This window comes from Actinacidiphila alni (genome assembly GCF_900112845.1).
GTDB lineage: Bacteria > Actinomycetota > Actinomycetes > Streptomycetales > Streptomycetaceae > Actinacidiphila > Actinacidiphila alni.
The window spans coordinates 1-14,762 of the sequence record NZ_FONG01000009.1; the positions used below are offsets into that span (position 1 = coordinate 1).

The 14,762-nt window shown below is 71.1% G+C and carries 16 protein-coding genes and 1 rRNA gene; 7 read left to right on the forward strand and 10 right to left on the reverse strand.

The features are described 5' to 3' along the window. From BM076_RS16520 to BM076_RS16535, 3 genes are all read right to left on the reverse strand, one after another. A 16S ribosomal RNA gene (locus tag BM076_RS16520) occupies positions 1 to 132 on the reverse strand; the annotation flags it as partial. Between the two features lie 454 nt (positions 133 to 586). Continuing rightward, positions 587 to 1,861, reverse strand: a complete 1,275-nt coding sequence (tyrS, locus tag BM076_RS16530; RefSeq protein WP_093714565.1) for a tyrosine--tRNA ligase — start codon at positions 1,859 to 1,861, stop codon at positions 587 to 589. An 86-nt stretch (positions 1,862 to 1,947) separates the two neighbouring features. Then, positions 1,948 to 2,583, reverse strand: a complete 636-nt coding sequence (locus BM076_RS16535; RefSeq protein WP_093714332.1) for a DNA-3-methyladenine glycosylase — start codon at positions 2,581 to 2,583, stop codon at positions 1,948 to 1,950. Between the two features lie 126 nt (positions 2,584 to 2,709). On the opposite strand from BM076_RS16535, the gene BM076_RS16540 reads away from it, so the two are divergent. From BM076_RS16540 to BM076_RS16550, 3 genes are all read left to right on the forward strand, one after another. Beyond that, the gene (locus BM076_RS16540; RefSeq protein ID WP_093714333.1) at positions 2,710 to 3,507 is read left to right on the forward strand and encodes a sporulation protein; all 798 of its coding nucleotides are present in this window, start codon (positions 2,710 to 2,712) and stop codon (positions 3,505 to 3,507) included. A gap of 67 nt (positions 3,508 to 3,574) precedes the next feature. Next, complete coding sequence (locus tag BM076_RS16545) at positions 3,575 to 4,123, forward strand: YbhB/YbcL family Raf kinase inhibitor-like protein (RefSeq protein WP_093714334.1); 549 nt, start codon at positions 3,575 to 3,577, stop codon at positions 4,121 to 4,123. 415 nt (positions 4,124 to 4,538) lie between these two features. Further along, positions 4,539 to 5,048: an HNH endonuclease gene (locus BM076_RS16550; protein WP_093714566.1), complete on the forward strand. Its 510-nt coding sequence runs from the start codon at positions 4,539 to 4,541 to the stop codon at positions 5,046 to 5,048. Between the two features lie 16 nt (positions 5,049 to 5,064). On the opposite strand, the gene BM076_RS16555 is transcribed toward BM076_RS16550, so the two are convergent. The 4 genes from BM076_RS16555 to BM076_RS16570 form a co-directional block, all read right to left on the reverse strand. Next, positions 5,065 to 5,832 carry a sulfite exporter TauE/SafE family protein gene (locus BM076_RS16555; protein WP_093714335.1) on the reverse strand — a complete coding sequence of 256 codons (768 nt, stop codon included), beginning with the start codon at positions 5,830 to 5,832 and terminating at the stop codon, positions 5,065 to 5,067. A 97-nt stretch (positions 5,833 to 5,929) separates the two neighbouring features. After that, positions 5,930 to 6,895, reverse strand: coding sequence for an SPFH domain-containing protein (locus BM076_RS16560; protein WP_093714336.1), 966 nt, complete (start codon positions 6,893 to 6,895; stop codon positions 5,930 to 5,932). A 149-nt stretch (positions 6,896 to 7,044) separates the two neighbouring features. Further along, positions 7,045 to 7,476: an NfeD family protein gene (locus BM076_RS16565; protein WP_093714337.1), complete on the reverse strand. Its 432-nt coding sequence runs from the start codon at positions 7,474 to 7,476 to the stop codon at positions 7,045 to 7,047. 69 nt (positions 7,477 to 7,545) lie between these two features. Further along, positions 7,546 to 8,337: an ABC transporter ATP-binding protein gene (locus BM076_RS16570; RefSeq protein ID WP_093714567.1), complete on the reverse strand. Its 792-nt coding sequence runs from the start codon at positions 8,335 to 8,337 to the stop codon at positions 7,546 to 7,548. A 125-nt stretch (positions 8,338 to 8,462) separates the two neighbouring features. Between BM076_RS16570 and BM076_RS16575 the strand changes: the two genes are divergently transcribed. Further along, positions 8,463 to 9,251, forward strand: a complete 789-nt coding sequence (locus tag BM076_RS16575; RefSeq protein WP_093714338.1) for a hypothetical protein — start codon at positions 8,463 to 8,465, stop codon at positions 9,249 to 9,251. A gap of 57 nt (positions 9,252 to 9,308) precedes the next feature. On the opposite strand, the gene BM076_RS16580 is transcribed toward BM076_RS16575, so the two are convergent. The 3 genes from BM076_RS16580 to BM076_RS16590 form a co-directional block, all read right to left on the reverse strand. Then, positions 9,309 to 9,551, reverse strand: a complete 243-nt coding sequence (locus BM076_RS16580) for a chaplin (RefSeq protein ID WP_093714339.1) — start codon at positions 9,549 to 9,551, stop codon at positions 9,309 to 9,311. Between the two features lie 198 nt (positions 9,552 to 9,749). Further along, positions 9,750 to 10,394 carry a response regulator gene (locus BM076_RS16585; protein WP_093714340.1) on the reverse strand — a complete coding sequence of 215 codons (645 nt, stop codon included), beginning with the start codon at positions 10,392 to 10,394 and terminating at the stop codon, positions 9,750 to 9,752. Then, positions 10,387 to 11,550 carry a GAF domain-containing sensor histidine kinase gene (locus tag BM076_RS16590; protein WP_093714341.1) on the reverse strand — a complete coding sequence of 388 codons (1,164 nt, stop codon included), beginning with the start codon at positions 11,548 to 11,550 and terminating at the stop codon, positions 10,387 to 10,389. Before BM076_RS16590 ends, BM076_RS16585 begins: the two co-directional genes overlap by 8 nt. A gap of 193 nt (positions 11,551 to 11,743) precedes the next feature. Between BM076_RS16590 and BM076_RS16595 the strand changes: the two genes are divergently transcribed. The 3 genes from BM076_RS16595 (at position 11,744) to BM076_RS16605 (ending at position 14,692) form a co-directional block, all read left to right on the forward strand. After that, positions 11,744 to 12,475 carry an SDR family NAD(P)-dependent oxidoreductase gene (locus BM076_RS16595; RefSeq protein ID WP_093714342.1) on the forward strand — a complete coding sequence of 244 codons (732 nt, stop codon included), beginning with the start codon at positions 11,744 to 11,746 and terminating at the stop codon, positions 12,473 to 12,475. After that, positions 12,472 to 13,596: an S-adenosylmethionine:tRNA ribosyltransferase-isomerase gene (locus BM076_RS16600; protein WP_093714343.1), complete on the forward strand. Its 1,125-nt coding sequence runs from the start codon at positions 12,472 to 12,474 to the stop codon at positions 13,594 to 13,596. Before BM076_RS16595 ends, BM076_RS16600 begins: the two co-directional genes overlap by 4 nt. Before the next feature lie 250 nt (positions 13,597 to 13,846). Next, a complete protein-coding gene (locus tag BM076_RS16605) occupies positions 13,847 to 14,692 on the forward strand; it encodes a lysozyme family protein (protein WP_093714344.1) in 846 nt (281 codons plus the stop codon). Positions 14,693 to 14,762 lie beyond the last annotated feature (70 nt).

A 14,762-nucleotide genomic window follows, 5' to 3' on the forward strand; every position in this document is an offset into this window, starting at 1 on the left:
TGCAGGGCAGATTGCCCACGTGTTACTCACCCGTTCGCCACTAATCCCCACCGAAATGGTTCATCGTTCGACTTGCATGTGTTAAGCACGCCGCCAGCGTTCGTCCTGAGCCAGGATCAAACTCTCCGTGAATGCTTATTCGCATCACAGGAAGAGCGGCACCACGAGGAGGAATAATCCCCGGGTGCACAGCGTCCTCGCTGTTGTGTTACTTCAAAGGAACCTCGTCCCGATACAAACGAGACGGGGTATCAACATATCTGGCGTTGACTTTTGGCACGCTGTTGAGTTCTCAAGGAACGGAAGCTTCCATCGGAACCGTTTCACCGGCCCCTCCGGGCTTTCCCTTCGTGTCCACTACGTTAGCCCATTTCCGCTGCGACTCATAATCGAGTCCATCGAATTGATTTTTGGCGCACCAAAAATCGCCCCGATGATCGGGAAGACGTAGGTAGTGGGTGGCCGTCCGGTGCGGTGGGGCCCGGTTCGAACCGGTCCCCGCCGTTTTGGCGGCTCGGACTACGTTACGCACGAGCGGCGGCCGAGTCAAGCTCGGCCGCCGCTCAAACGTGGATTTCCAGCCGTGTCACACGAGTTCGACCGCTCCGAGGTTGCGCTTGCCACGGCGCAGCACCAGCCAACGGCCGTGGATCAGGTCGGATGCGGCCGGCACGGCCTCCTCGCTGGTCACCTTGGCGTTGTTGAGGTACGCGCCGCCCTCCTTGATGGTGCGGCGGGCGGCGGACTTGCTCGGGACCAGTTCGACCAGGGCCAACAGGTCGGCCACCGGGGCCAGTTCGCTGACCTGGGCCTTCGGCAGCTCACTGAGCGCGGCGGCCAGGGTGGCCTCGTCGAGCCCGTCGAGATCGCCCTGGCCGAAAAGTGCCTTGGACGCGGCGATCACGGCGGCGCACTGGTCGGCGCCGTGCACCAGGGCCGTCAGCTCCTCGGCGAGCGCGCGCTGGGCAGCCCGGGCCTGCGGGCGCTCCTCGGTCGCGCGCTCCAGCTCCTCGATCTCCTCGCGGGGCTTGAAGCTGAAGGTCCGCAGGTAGCGCGCGATGTCGCGGTCGTCGGAGTTCAGCCAGAACTGGTAGAAGGCGTACGGCGTCGTCAGCTCCGGGTCGAGCCAGACGGCGCCGCCCTCGGTCTTGCCGAACTTGGTGCCGTCCGCCTTGGTGAGCAGCACCTGGGTGAGGGCGTGCGCCGGGCCGTGCGGCTGGTTGGCCTGCATCCGGCGGATGAGGTCGAGCCCCGCCGTGATGTTGCCCCACTGGTCGCTGCCGCCGATCTGGAGCGTGCAGCCGTACTGCTTGTACAGCTCCAGGAAGTCCAGCGACTGGAGGATGACGTAGCTGAACTCGGTGTAGCTCATCCCCTCGCCGTCGAGCCGGCTCTTGACCGTGTCGCGGGCGAGCATCTGGTTGACGCTGAAGTGCTTGCCGTAGTCACGGAGCAGGCTGAGGGCGGAGACGCTCTCGGTCCACTCGTAGTTGTTGGCCATGACGGCCTGCGTCGGGCCGGGGGTGTCGAAGTCGAGGAAGGCGGAGAGCTGGCCGCGCAGCGCGCCGACCCACTCCTGCACGGTCTCGACGTCGTTGAGCGCCCGTTCCGCGCTGGGCTTGGGGTCACCGATCAGTCCGGTGGCGCCGCCCACCAGGGCGATCGGCCGGTGTCCCGCGAGCTGGAAGCGGCGCAGGGCGAGGATCTGGGTGAGGTGACCGACGTGCAGGCTCTTCGCGGTCGGGTCGAAGCCGCAATAGAGGGTGAGGGGACCGTCCGCGAGCGCCTTGCGCAGGGCTTCCTCGTCGGTGGTCTGGGCGAGTACGCCCCGCCACCGCAGCTCGTCGACGATGTCCGTCACGTTGTCCATGTCTCCTCGGGTCGGCTTCCTGCCGGGGTCCTGCCGGATTCCAGCGTGTCCGAGCGTACGCGCTTCCGGCCAGTGGATTATCGACGCTTTCTGGGTGCGTGGGCGCGGTAGGGGCTGACGGTGGGGTCGCCGTCGATCCAGTAGCGCCAGGGGTGGTCCGCGCCGGCGCCGCCGACGCCGGTACGGGGGCCGCTGCGTACGGTGCCGGCCGGTGGCGGGGTGCCGGTGAGCATCCGCAGGGGTCCGCCGGGGGCGCAGGCGTCGGCGCCGTTGAGCGCGCGGTCGACGGCGAGGGCGGTGGCGAGCCGGGCCGGGCCCTGGGCGAGGTCGCTGTCCTTGCGGGAGGTGGGGCGGTGCGCGCGGGCGAGGTCGGCGCCGGTGGTGATCTCGCCGCCGCGCAGCAGTACCCCGCTCGCGGTGCCCTCGGGGCCGCACACGAGGTTGAGGCAGAACCACATGCCGTAGGTGAAGTAGACGTAGGTGTGGCCGGGCGGGCCGAACATCACGGCGTTGCGGTCGGTGCGGCCCCGGTAGGCGTGCGAGCCGGGGTCGTTGGGGCCGTCGTACGCCTCGACCTCGGTCAGGCGCAGGGTGACGGTGCCGTCGGGGGTGGTGCGTACGAGGGTGCGGCCGAGCAGGTCTGGGGCGATCTCCAGGACGGGGCGGTCGAAGAACGAGCGGTCGAGCGGGACCTGTTCGGTTGGCGTGATCACGGTGCAGGAGCGTAGTGGAACCGGACGGCACCCCCTGGCGTTCGTAGAGTTCGCACGGCACGAAACCCACCGTGGGGCAAAGCGCGGGGAAACGATCGGCAATGGGATGCGACAGGGAGTGGGCGCATGGGGTTCAAGAAGATGCTGGCCAGCCTCGGGGCCGGTGGGGCGTCCGTGGAGACGGAGCTGCACCAGGCGGATGTGACGCCCGGCGGGGTGGTGCACGGTTCGGTGCGGATCCAGGGCGGTTCCGTCGACCAGCGGATCCAGGGGCTGACGGTCGGACTCCAGGCGCGGGTCGAGGTGGACCGCAAGGACGCGCAGGGCAATGAGACCGAGTACCACCAGAACATCGAGTTCCACACGCAGCGGATCGGCGGGGAGTTCGTGGTGCAGCCGGGGGCGGTGCACGATGTGCCGTTCAGCCTGGAGGTGCCGTGGGAGGCGCCGGTGACGATGTTCATGGGGCGGCAGCTCACCGGGATGCATGTGGGGGTGACGACGGAGCTGCAGATCGCCCGCGCGGTGGACAAGGGGGATCTGGACCCGGTGAACATCCACCCGCTGCCGGCGCAGGACGCGCTGCTGGAGGCGTTCGGGCGGCTGGGCTTCGCCTTCCGGAGCGCGGACCTGGAGAAGGGGACGCTGCGGCAGACCCGGCAGCGGCTGCCGTTCTACCAGGAGATCGAGTTCAAGGTGCCGCAGCAGTACAAGGGGCTCAGCGAGGTCGAGGTGACCTTCGTCGCGGACGGCCGTGAGATGGACGTCGTCCTGGAGATGGACAAGAAGCCGGGCCTGTTCAGCACCGGCAGCGACACCCACCGCTCGTTCACCATGAACCTCGACGCGTTCGAGCAGACGGACTGGGCGGACTATCTGCACCAGTGGCTCGCCGAGGTGGGCGCCAAGCGGAACTGGTTCTGAGCGCCGCCTAGGCTCGGGGGGTGCAGTTCCTCTGCACGATCCGGAAGCACGACCAGGAGGTGTCGAGGTGACCGAGCAAGCGCGACGGCCGCTCCCCCATGACTTCCACCCGCCGGTGGCGGAGTTCACCGTGGTGAGCGACGACGTGGTGCCCGGCGGGGTACTGAAGGACGATCAGGTCTACGCGGCGGGCAATGTCTCGCCGCAGCTGCGGTGGGAGGGGTTCCCGGCCGGGACGAAGAGCTTCGCCGTCACGTGCTACGACCCCGACGCGCCGACCGGCAGCGGTTTCTGGCACTGGGTGCTGTTCGACATCCCGGTGTCGGTGACGGAGCTGCCGCGCGGCGCGGGCTCCGGTGACTTCCCCGGGCTCCCGGCCGGCGCGGTGCACGCCCGCAACGACTACGGGACGCGGGACTTCGGCGGCGCCGCGCCGCCGCCCGGTGACGGCTCGCACCGTTATGTGTTCACCGTCTACGCGGTGGACTCGGAGAAGCTGGGTCCCGACGCGGACGCCTCGCCGGCTTTCGTCGGGTTCAACCTGCGCTTCCACGCGCTGGGCCGGGCGCAGCTGATCGGTGAGTACGAGAATCCCGAGGGGGCCGGCGCGGGCTGAGTCCGCGGCGGTCCCGGGTGTCCGCGCGCCCGGGATATTGCGTTGCGCTCCGCTGTTCCCCCGTCGCACAGTGGTGCCTGCCTGACGACGCGACCACCGTCCTCAGGCGGTCGGCACCGCGGTGGCGGGGGTGGCCGGGCGTTCGCGCCGGCCGTCTGCCGGAATCCGGTCTGCGGGCCGGATGTCCACGCCGGCTGATGCGCTCCGGGTGCCCGTTCTGCACGGGGGACGGCACCCGGGGCGCATGCCTTCCCCCCTTCTGCCGTCACCTTCTGCCGTCGCCGCGGTGAACAGCACCTTTCCACCCGCGCATCTTCCGGTTGCCGCGCTGAAATTGCGTTGTCCGGGGCGGTGCGCGGGGGCACAGTGGAGCCACTTCGCCATGGGGGCGGGGCAGGCCCGGGAGGTGGGCGGGATGCGTGAGACGCTGGTGCTGAATGCGAGTTTCGAGCCGCTGTCGACGGTGTCGCTGCGACGTGCGGTTGTGCTGGTGATGCAGGACAAGGCCGTCGTGGAGCAGGCGCATCCCGGGCTGCGGATCCGTGCGGCGGCGGTGGAGGTTCCGGTGCCGCAGGTGATCCGGCTCTGCCGGTACGTACGGGTGCCGTTCCGACAACGGGCGCCGTGGTCGCGGCGGGGTGTGCTGGTCCGTGACCGGCACCGGTGCGCGTACTGCGGGCGCCGGGCGACGACGGTCGACCACGTACAGCCGAAGTCCCGCGGGGGCGGTGACACCTGGCTGAACACGGTGGCCGCGTGCGGCGAGGACAACCAGCGCAAGGCCGACCGTACGCCGGAGCAGGCGGGGATGCGGCTGCTGACCCGGCCGTTCGAGCCGACGCCGGCGGACGCGCTGCTGCTGGCCCTGGGTGTACGGGACCGGGCGGCGCTGCCGGAGTGGTTGTCCGTTCCGGCGTCGGCCTGAGAGCCGGCGCCGGGTTTTACTTCAGCAGGAGTTGGACGATCGCCGCGATCCCGACCACCACGATGAGCGCGCGCAGCGCGGTGGGCGGGAGGCGGCGGCCGACGCGGGCGCCGATCAGGCCGCCGACGACGGCGCCGCCCGCGATGAGTCCGACGGCCGCCCAGTCCATGTGGGCGACGATGATGAAGAAGACGGCCGCGACACCGTTGACGATGGCGGCGAGCACGTTCTTCATGCCGTTGATGCGTTGCAGGGATTCGTTGAGCACCAGTCCCATCAGGGACAGGTAGAGCACTCCTTGGGCGGCGCCGAAGTAGCCGCCGTACATGCTGGCGAGCAGCATGCCGATGACGAGGAACGGGCCGCCGTGGTCGGGGGCGGCGGTTCCGGTGCGGTCGCGGCGGGCCTGGACGGCGCGGGCCAGCCGGGGCTGGAGCACCACCAGGACGAGGGCGATCGCGATGAGGACGGGCACGATCGCCTTGAAGGCCGTGGACGGCAGCGTGACGAGCAGGATGGCGCCGATGAGTCCGCCGGCGAAGGCGACGGCGCCCAGCCGCAGCAGGCGGGGGCGCTGGCCGGCGAGTTCACCGCGGTAGCCGATCGCGCCGGTGACGGAACCGGGTACGAGCCCCAGTGAGTTGGAGACATTGGCGGTGACCGGGGGCAGGCCGACCGCGAGCAGGACCGGGAAGGTGATGAGGGTCCCGGAGCCGACGATGGTGTTGATGGTGCCCGCACCGATTCCGGCCGCGAACACGGCCAGTGCTTCCGCCCATGACATGTGTGGTCTCCATGATCTCCGCGCGTCCTCCCCGCCGTCGAGGTCGAGGGGTGCGCGGCGATCATGTCACAGCGGGGGTGTGCGGCCCACGGTCGTCTCAGTCCTTGTCGAAGGGCGGCGACTCGCGGCGCGGTGCCGGGGTCTTGGCGGCGGTGTCGCGGGCGCCGAGGCCGGCGCCGCCGCTGCCGGGGGCACCGGGGATGTTGACGATGCCGCCGAGGCCCTTGAGCGCGTCGTTCAGCTCGCTGGGGATGATCCACAGCTTGTTGGCGTCGCCCTCGGCGATCTTCGGCAGCATCTGGAGGTACTGGTACGCGAGCAGCTTCTGGTCCGGGTCGCCGGCGTGGATCGACTCGAAGACCGTACGGATCGCCTGGGCCTCGCCCTCGGCGCGCAGCGCGGCGGCCTTGGCCTCACCTTCGGCGCGCAGGATCTGGGACTGCTTCTCGCCCTCGGCGGTGAGGATCTGGGACTGCCGGACACCTTCGGCGGTGAGGATCGCGGCGCGCTTGTCGCGGTCGGCGCGCATCTGCTTCTCCATCGAGTCCTGGATGGAGGTGGGCGGTTCGATCGCCTTCAGCTCGACGCGGTTGACGCGGATGCCCCACTTGCCGGTGGCCTCGTCGAGGACGCCGCGCAGTGCCGCGTTGATCTCCTCGCGGGAGGTGAGGGTGCGCTCCAGGTCCATGCCGCCGATGATGTTGCGCAGGGTGGTGACGGTGAGCTGCTCGATCGCCTGGATGTAGCTGGCGACTTCGTACGTCGCGGCGCGGGCGTCGGTGACCTGGTAGTAGATGACGGTGTCGATGTTGACCACCAGGTTGTCCTGGGTGATCACCGGCTGCGGCGGGAACGGCACGACCTGTTCGCGCAGGTCGATGCGGTTGCGGATGGTGTCGATGAACGGCACCACGATGTTCAAGCCGGCGCTGAGGGTCCTGGTGTAGCGGCCGAAGCGCTCGACGATGGCGGCGCTGGCCTGCGGGATCACCTGGACGGTCTTGATCAGCGCTATGAAGACGAGCACCACCAGGATGATCAGGACGATGATGATGGGCTGCATGGCCGCTCCCCGCGCCGTTTGGGTCCGGAGGTGTCACGTACCGCCATCGGATACGACGACATGATCAATTGTCGCAGACAGTAGGCACCCCGCGTGCCGGTTCGGCGAATTCCCGGTCGCGGCGGGCCCGTTGGCTGCGGGTGGTGCGGTTACATGACGACGGCCGTGGCGCCGTCGATCTCCACCACGTCCACGTGCTGTCCGGGGTCGAAGGTCCGGCCGCTGTCCAGGGACCGTGCCGACCACACCTCGCCGCCCAGCTTGATCCGGCCGCCCGAGCCGCTGTCGACGCGTTCCAGGACGACGGCCTGCTTGCCCTTGAGTGCGTCGACGCCGCTGCGCTGTTCGGGGCGTTGGCGGTTGCGGTAGGCGATCGGCCGTACGAAGACCAGCAGTGCGACCGACACCACGGCGAAGACCACGACCTGGGCGACGATGCCGCCGCCCATGCCGGCGGTCGCCGCGCCGCCCACCGCACCGACCGCGAACATCCCGAATTCGGGCATCGCGGTGATCACCAGTGGAATGCCGAGACCCACTGCCGCTATCAGCCACCACAACCATGCGTCCACATGGTCAATCGTAGGCGTGCGAGGGGCAGTTGCGGCAGTGCGCAGGTGGGACGAGTTCTCCTGGGGCGGGTGGGACGGTCAGGACAGCGGCAGTCCGGCGGCCGTCCAGCGGTCGCCGCGGCGCTCGACGACCAGCGGCAGGCCGAAGCAGCGGGAGAGATTGCGGGAGGTGAGTTCGAGGTCGATCGGTCCCGCGGCGACGACCTTGCCCTGACGGATCATCAGGACGTGGGTGAAGCCGGGCGCGATCTCCTCGACGTGGTGGGTGACCATGATCATGGAGGGCGCGATGGGGTCGCGGGCGAGCCGGCCGAGGCGGCGTACCAGGTCCTCGCGTCCGCCGAGGTCGAGGCCGGCGGCGGGCTCGTCGAGCAGCAGCAGTTCGGGGTCGGTCATCATCGCGCGGGCGATCAGGGTGCGCTTGCGCTCGCCCTCGGACAGGGTGCCGAACTTGCGGTCGAGGAATTCGCTCATGCCGAGCCGGTCGAGGAAGGCGCGGGCGCGATCCTCGTCGACCTTCTCGTACCCCTCGTTCCAGGTTGCGGTCATGCCGTACGCGGCGGTGAGGACGGTCTCCAGGACGGTCTGCCGGCGCGGCATCTTCTCGGCCATGGCGGCGCCGGCCATGCCGATCCGCGGGCGGAGTTCGAACACGTCGACATTGCCGAGCTTGTCGCCGAGGATCTGGACGGTGCCGGTGGTCGGGAAGAGATAGCTGGACGCGACATTGAGCAGGGTGGTCTTGCCCGCGCCGTTGGGACCGAGGATGACCCAGCGTTCTCCCTCGGCGACCGACCACGACACATGGTCCACCAGAGCCCGTCCGTCGCGGACCACGGATACGTCCACCAGCTCCAGCACATCGCTCATGAGCGCGTTGTCTCCCATTGCAGTCTCGGCTGTCTGTCCTGTGCGCCGGTAGGCACGGGTCCAGAAGGATCCCCCGGGGAAAACTTACGCCACCGCGCGTCGGGTCCAGTCCATAGGCTGGGGGCATGCTTGATGAACCTCGCTCAGGGCGGCTGGCCGCGTGGGGAAATGCCCTGCTTGCCGGACTTGCCGCGCCCGATGACGTCGCACAGGAGATCACCGGGACCGATGCCGTGCACCGGATCTCCGGGCTGCCGGGCGAGCCGGTCCCGGTGGGGCTGACGCTCGGGCTCGGCCGGCTGCGCGCGCTGGGGGTGACCGGGCTGCGGCTGGCGCTGCCGGTGTCGGGGCACCCGCTGGGGCTGAGCGGGCCGCCGGAGTTCAACGCGCGGGCGCTGGCGGCGGGCGAGGCGGTGCTGACGGTGGGCGGTGCGGCGGTCGGTCTGGTGCCGGAGGTGTACGAGGCGGGGCCGGCGGGCGATCTGCACGTCGAGGTGGAGTGGCAGTGCCTGCCGGTACGGGACGCGCCGCCGGCCGACGTGCCCTCGCTGAGCGAGGCCGAGCGGGAGCTGGCGGAGGCGCTGCGGGACGCCACGGACGCGCTGGCGCGGCTGGACGTGGCGGGCGCGGGCCCGTCCGCGCAGGCGGCGCTGGAGGCGTACCGGGCGCGGGCCGAGCGCGGCGGCGAGCTGCTGGCGCCGGGCTATCCGCCGCGGGCGGTACGGGTGCTGGCGCTGGCGCAGCGGATCGCGGCGCTGGTGGCGATCGCCTCGGACGGGCACGGCGGGGCGGTCAGCGCCTCGCAGATCGCGGCGCGGGCGGAGTTGCTGCGGCCGGTGGAGCGCACCGCGCGCCGGGCGCAGGTGGCGGCGTACAACGCGTATGTGGAGGAGGCGGAGCGGCGCCGGTCGTGAGAACGGCGCGTACGCGGCTGCCCGCCGCGTACGCGCCGCCGTACCGCGCGGGTGCGGTTACTTGTTGACCGCGGCGTTGCCGAAGGCCGGGTTCAGCAGGCCGATCACGTTCACGGAGTTGCCGCTGATGTTGACCGGGACGTGCACCGGAACCTGCACCAGGTTGCCGGAGGCCACGCCCGGGGACTTCACGGCGGTGCCGCACGCGTCGGCACCGCTGGCGGAGGCGACACCGGTACCGGCGGCGACCAGGCCGCCCGCCACGAGGGTGATGGTCGCGGCCTTCTTCAGGTTCATCACTTCGAACTTCCTCCTTGCTGGGGCACCGCGGCGATGCGCCGCGGTACGCCATGCAGAACGGGAAGTCGCCGATCAGGATGCGTCGTTCGGGCGACATACACCCGACAGTATGAATCTCACTCCGGAATCCGCCGTCGCGCGGTCGCTCACGCCGTCGTCCGGTTGCTCACGCCGTCGCCCGGCCGCCAGCGCCGTCGCTCAGTTGCCCACGCCGTTGCGGACCGCCCACAGTGCGGCCTGGGTGCGGTCGGCGAGGTCGAGCTTCATCAGGATGTTGGAGACGTGCGTCTTGACCGTCTTCTCCGACAGGACCAGGGCCCGGGCGATCTCCCGGTTGGAGCGGCCGTCGGCGATCAGCCCGAGCACCTCCCGCTCGCGTTCGGTCAGCGCGTTGCCCCGGCCCTGTCCGGTGCCGCCCTGTTCCTGGGAGAGCAGCGCGCCGGCCACCTCGGGCTGGAGCAGGACGTGTCCGGCGTGCACGGAGCGGATGGCGTCGGCGAGCGCGACCGGGTCGACGTCCTTGTAGACGTACCCGGCGGCGCCCGCCCGCAGCGCGGGGACGACGGTGCGCTGTTCGGTGAAGCTGGTGACGATCAGCACCCGGGCCGGGTTCTCCGCGTCGCGCAGCAGCCGCAGCGCCTCGATGCCGTCGACGCCGGGCATCTTGACGTCCATCAGGATCACGTCGGGCCGCAGTTCCTGGGCGCGGGCGACGCCCTCCTCGCCGTCGCCGGCCTCGCCGACCACCTCGATGTCGCCCTGCACCTCGAGGAAGGTGCGCAGTCCCCTGCGGACGACCTGGTGGTCGTCGACGAGCAGCACGCGGATGGTGTTCTCAGCCACCGGGCACCTCCATCTCGATGACGGTGCCCTTGCCGGGCTCCGATTGCACGGTGAGCCGGCCGCCGACACCGCTGGCCCGGTCCCGCATGGAGACCAGCCCGAGGTGCCGGCCGGCCCGGCGGACCGCGGACGGGTCGAAGCCGCGGCCGTCGTCCCTGATCCGCAGCCGGGCGCCCTTGTCGTGGCCTTCGAGGACGACGTCCACGGAGTCGGCGTGCGCGTGCCGCAGCGCGTTGTGCATCGCCTCCTGGGCGACCCGCAGCAGCGCCTCCTCCTGGGCGGCGGGCAGTGCCCTGACCCGGCAGGCGTGGAAGCTGACGTCGGCGGAGTGCACCCGGTCGAGCACGTCGGCCTGGGTGCGCAGGGTGGCGACCAGGCCGTCCTCGTCGAGCGCGGCCGGGCGCAGTTCGACGACGACGGCGCGCAGTTCGTCGGCGGCCTCGGCGGCGAGCGCCGCGACCTGCCTCAGCTCGCCCTTGGCGCGGACCGGGTCGCGGTCGACCAGGGAGGCGGCGGCCTGGGCGGTCAGCCGCAGCGAGAAGAGCTTCTGGGAGACGGCGTCGTGCAGTTCGTGCGCGATCCTGGCCCGCTCCCCCGCGAGGGTCAGTTCGCGGCTGCGCTCGTAGAGCCGGGCGTTGGTGAGCGCGATCGCGGCGTGGTCGGCGAGGATCCGCAGCAGGTCCTCGTCGTCCTCGGTGAAGCCGCAGGTGCCGTCGGCGCGGCGGGCTCCGTCGGGGCCGCACTTCTTGTTGGCGAGGAAGACCGCGCCGAGGATCTCGTCGCAGTCCACCACCGGCATGCCGATGAAGTCCCGCATGTCGGGGTGGTGCTTGGGCCAGCCCTGGAAGCTCTCGAAGGTGCGGACGTCGGCCAGCCGCAGCGGGATGGCCTCGTGCAGGATCGCGGCGAGGATGCCGTGCTGCCGGGGCAGCGGGCCGATCGCCTTCCACTCCTCGTCGCTGACGCCGTCCACCACGAACTGGGCGAAACCGCCGTGGTCGTCGGGCACGCCCAGGGCCGCGTACTCGGCGTCGAGCAGCTCGCGGGCGGAGGCGACGATCGTCTGCAGGACGTCGCGCACCTCCACCTGGCGGCTCATCGCCAGGACCGCGGCGCTGACCGCTTCGATTCCGCCTCGTGGCGGCCGGATGGGCATGTCCCCACCGTACCGGCGTGGGGTGACCGTGCGTATGCGCCGCCGGACGGGTCGGGCTCGGTCGTGCGGACTAGTCCCAAGTGACCGCGGGCGGTGCGGCGGGCGGCCGAGGCGGGTGGGACCGACGCGTTCCTACGGTGAGGGCACGAGGTGGCCCGGCGGTCGGCCGGGCTCCGGTGCGGAGGGTTCGATCATGCCGGTAGCGATCATCACGGGGGCGTCGCGGGGACTCGGGCGGGCGCTGGCCGCCGGGCTGGCGGAGCGCGGCTGGGACCTCGTGCTGGACGGGCGGAACGCGGACGCGCTGCGGTCCGCGGCGCGGGAGCTGGAGCGGCAGTACGGGGACGGGCGGGCCGGGTCGGCGCCGGGGCGGCCACCGGTGCGGGCGGTGCCGGGCGATGTGACGTCGCCGGGGCACCGTACGGAGCTGGTGGCGGCGGCGCGGGAGCTGGGCGGTGTGGATCTGCTGGTGAACAACGCGAGCGCGCTGGGCGCCGAGCCGCTGGTGCCGCTGGCCGAGCTGCCGGTGACGGGGCTGCGGGAGGCGCTGGAGACCAATGTGACGGCGCCGCTGGCGCTGACGCAGGAGGCGCTGGTGCCGCTGCGGGCGGCGCGCGGCGCGGTGCTGAACGTCAGCTCGGACGCGGCGGTCGAGGCGTATCCGACGTGGGGCGGTTACGGCGCGAGCAAGGCGGCGCTCGAACAGCTGTCGGCGGTGCTCGCGCAGGAGGAGCCGGAGCTGCGGGTGTGGTGGGTGGACCCGGGCGATCTGCGGACCGCGCTGTACGCGGCGGCGGTGCCGGACGACGCGGACTTCGCGGACCGGCCGCTGCCGGAGGCCGTGGCCCCGGCGGTCCTGCGGCTGCTGGACGAGGGGGCGCCCAGCGGCCGGTACACCGCGCCGGCGCTGCGGGAGGCGCGATGAGTGCCGCACCGCGGACGGTCGGCACAAAGCAGGCCGCCCATATAAAGGGGACAAGAGTCAGCAATAAGGACATAGGGCGCGGTACGGGCGGGCTGGCCGGGCTGCGCGTCCCGGACTCCCTGCTGGCCACCGCCCCGGCCGCCCGCAGGGACGCGGTACGGCTGCTGGTCGGCGAGCGGCGCACGGGAGCCGTCGCCCAGCACGCCTTCCGCGCGCTGCCGGAACTGCTGCGGGCCGGTGACGTCCTGGTGGTGAACACCTCGCGGACGCTGCCCGCCGCGGTCGACGGGCGGCTGGACGGCGCCCCGGTGGTGGTGCACTTCTCGACGCGCGGGGCCGACGGCCGCTGGGTGGTGGAGGTGCGCGACCCGGACGGCCACGGCTCGACGGTGCGCAGGACCGGCGGCCCGGCGGGCGCGGTGGTGGAGCTGGCGGGCGGCACGCGGCTGGTGCTGGCCGAACCGCTCGACCCGGCCGCGGACCGGCTGTGGGTGGCGCGGCCGACGGACTGGGACCCGATCGCGTACATGCGGCGGCACGGCCGGCCGATCCGTTACGGCTACACCGAGCGGGACCAGCCGCTGGCCGCGTATCAGACGGTGTTCGCGGTGCCGTCGCCCGACGGCACGGGCTCGGCGGAGATGCCGAGCGCCGGGCGGCCGTTCACCAGGGCGCTGGTGACCGAGCTGGTCAGCCGGGGCGTGCAGATCGCGCCGATCACCCTGCACACCGGGGTGGCGTCGGTCGAGTCGCACGAGCCGCCGTACGCCGAGCCCTTCGCCGTGTCGGCGGCCACGGCCCGGCAGGTCAACGCGGCGCGCGCGGGCGGCGGCCGGGTGGTGGCGGTGGGCACCACGGCCGTACGGGCGCTGGAGTCGGTGGCCGACGAGCGCGGTGTGGTGCGGCCCGGCGGCGGCTGGACGGAGCTGGTGGTCACCCCGGAGCGCGGGGTGCGCGCGGTGGACGGACTGCTCACCGGGCTGCACGAGCCGGAGGCCTCGCACCTGTTGATGCTGCGGGCGCTGTCCGGGGACCGGCTGCTGGAGCGGGTCTACGCCGAGGCGCTGCGCGGCGGATATCGCTGGCACGAATTCGGCGACGTCAATCTTCTGCTGCCATAAACGTCACATAAAGCGCCCCCGTCGTCGCCTTGGGTGACGGCGGGGGCGCCGCCGTGTGAGGTGACCTATAGGACCTGCGTCACATACTAGGCCGCTTAGTGGAATGGCCGCCCCGTACACCCGGCGGGAAATAGCGATTTCCCGGCGCTTGCCCGGCGGCTACGAATGGAGTTCGTAGGAACGCTCGTTGACCCCCGTTTTCGGACCCTCTAAGAATTCTCCAGTCCGCAAACGGAAGAGGTTAATTCCTATGCAGCTCCCCACGATCCCGAAGATCGGTCGGCTGACCAAGACCCACAAGATCACGGCGGCCGGCGCCGCTGCCGCGGCCGCGGTCGTCCTGGCCGTCACCGGTCTGCAGGCGACCGGCGGGACTGCCTCCGCGTCCGCCTCCGCCGCCGCCGTCGGCGACCCGACCGGTTTCCAGGTCACCGCCGAACAGCAGGCCAAGAGCGTCAACAGCATCGACGCGCAGGCCGGTGTCGCCAAGCAGCGCGCCGTCACCGAGGCCGCCGCGAAGAAGAAGGCGGCGGAAGAGGCGGCGAAGAAGAAGGCCGCCGCCGAGGCCGCGGCCAAGAAGAAGGCCGCCGAGGAGGCCGCCGCGAAGAAGAAGGCGGCAGCGGACGCCGCCGCGAAGAAGGCCGCCGCCGAGGCCGCCGCCAAGAAGAAGGCCGCTCAGGACGCCGCCGCCCAGCGCGCCAAGGACAAGGCCGCCGCGAACCGCTCCACGACGCGTACCGCCGTGCAGTCCACGCCGCAGACCACCACCACGTACTCCAACGACCTGGACGGCTGGATCAAGCAGTCGCTGGCGATCATGGCCCAGCACGGCATCCCCGGCAGCTACGACGGCATTTACCGCAACATCATGCGCGAGTCGAGCGGCAACCCGCAGGCGATCAACCTGTACGACTCCAACGCCGCCGCCGGTATTCCGTCGAAGGGCCTGCTCCAGGTCATCGACCCGACCTTCCAGGCGTACCACGTCGACGGCACCTCGTGGGACATCTACGACCCGGTCGCGAACATCACCGCCGCCTGCAACTACGCCGCGGCGAACTACGGTTCCATGGACAACGTGGACTCCGCGTACTGATTCCAACAGCCGTAGTACGAAAGGGCGGTGGGACCGAATGGTCCCACCGCCCTTTCCGTGTATTCGGACC

What these genes read in the sequence shown, in the direction of transcription:
- BM076_RS16540 (WP_093714333.1), top strand. Translation starts at nt 2,710, where the DNA reads ATGGGGTTCAAGAAGATGCTGGCCAGCCTCGGGGCCGGTGGGGCGTCC.
- BM076_RS16550 (WP_093714566.1), top strand. Translation starts at nt 4,539, where the DNA reads ATGCGTGAGACGCTGGTGCTGAATGCGAGTTTCGAGCCGCTGTCGACG.
- BM076_RS16555 (WP_093714335.1), bottom strand. Translation starts at nt 5,832, where the DNA reads ATGTCATGGGCGGAAGCACTGGCCGTGTTCGCGGCCGGAATCGGTGCG.
- BM076_RS16560 (WP_093714336.1), bottom strand. Translation starts at nt 6,895, where the DNA reads ATGCAGCCCATCATCATCGTCCTGATCATCCTGGTGGTGCTCGTCTTC.
- BM076_RS16570 (WP_093714567.1), bottom strand. Translation starts at nt 8,337, where the DNA reads ATGAGCGATGTGCTGGAGCTGGTGGACGTATCCGTGGTCCGCGACGGA.
- BM076_RS16575 (WP_093714338.1), top strand. Translation starts at nt 8,463, where the DNA reads ATGCTTGATGAACCTCGCTCAGGGCGGCTGGCCGCGTGGGGAAATGCC.
- BM076_RS16590 (WP_093714341.1), bottom strand. Translation starts at nt 11,550, where the DNA reads ATGCCCATCCGGCCGCCACGAGGCGGAATCGAAGCGGTCAGCGCCGCG.
- BM076_RS16595 (WP_093714342.1), top strand. Translation starts at nt 11,744, where the DNA reads ATGCCGGTAGCGATCATCACGGGGGCGTCGCGGGGACTCGGGCGGGCG.
- BM076_RS16600 (WP_093714343.1), top strand. Translation starts at nt 12,472, where the DNA reads ATGAGTGCCGCACCGCGGACGGTCGGCACAAAGCAGGCCGCCCATATA.
- BM076_RS16605 (WP_093714344.1), top strand. Translation starts at nt 13,847, where the DNA reads ATGCAGCTCCCCACGATCCCGAAGATCGGTCGGCTGACCAAGACCCAC.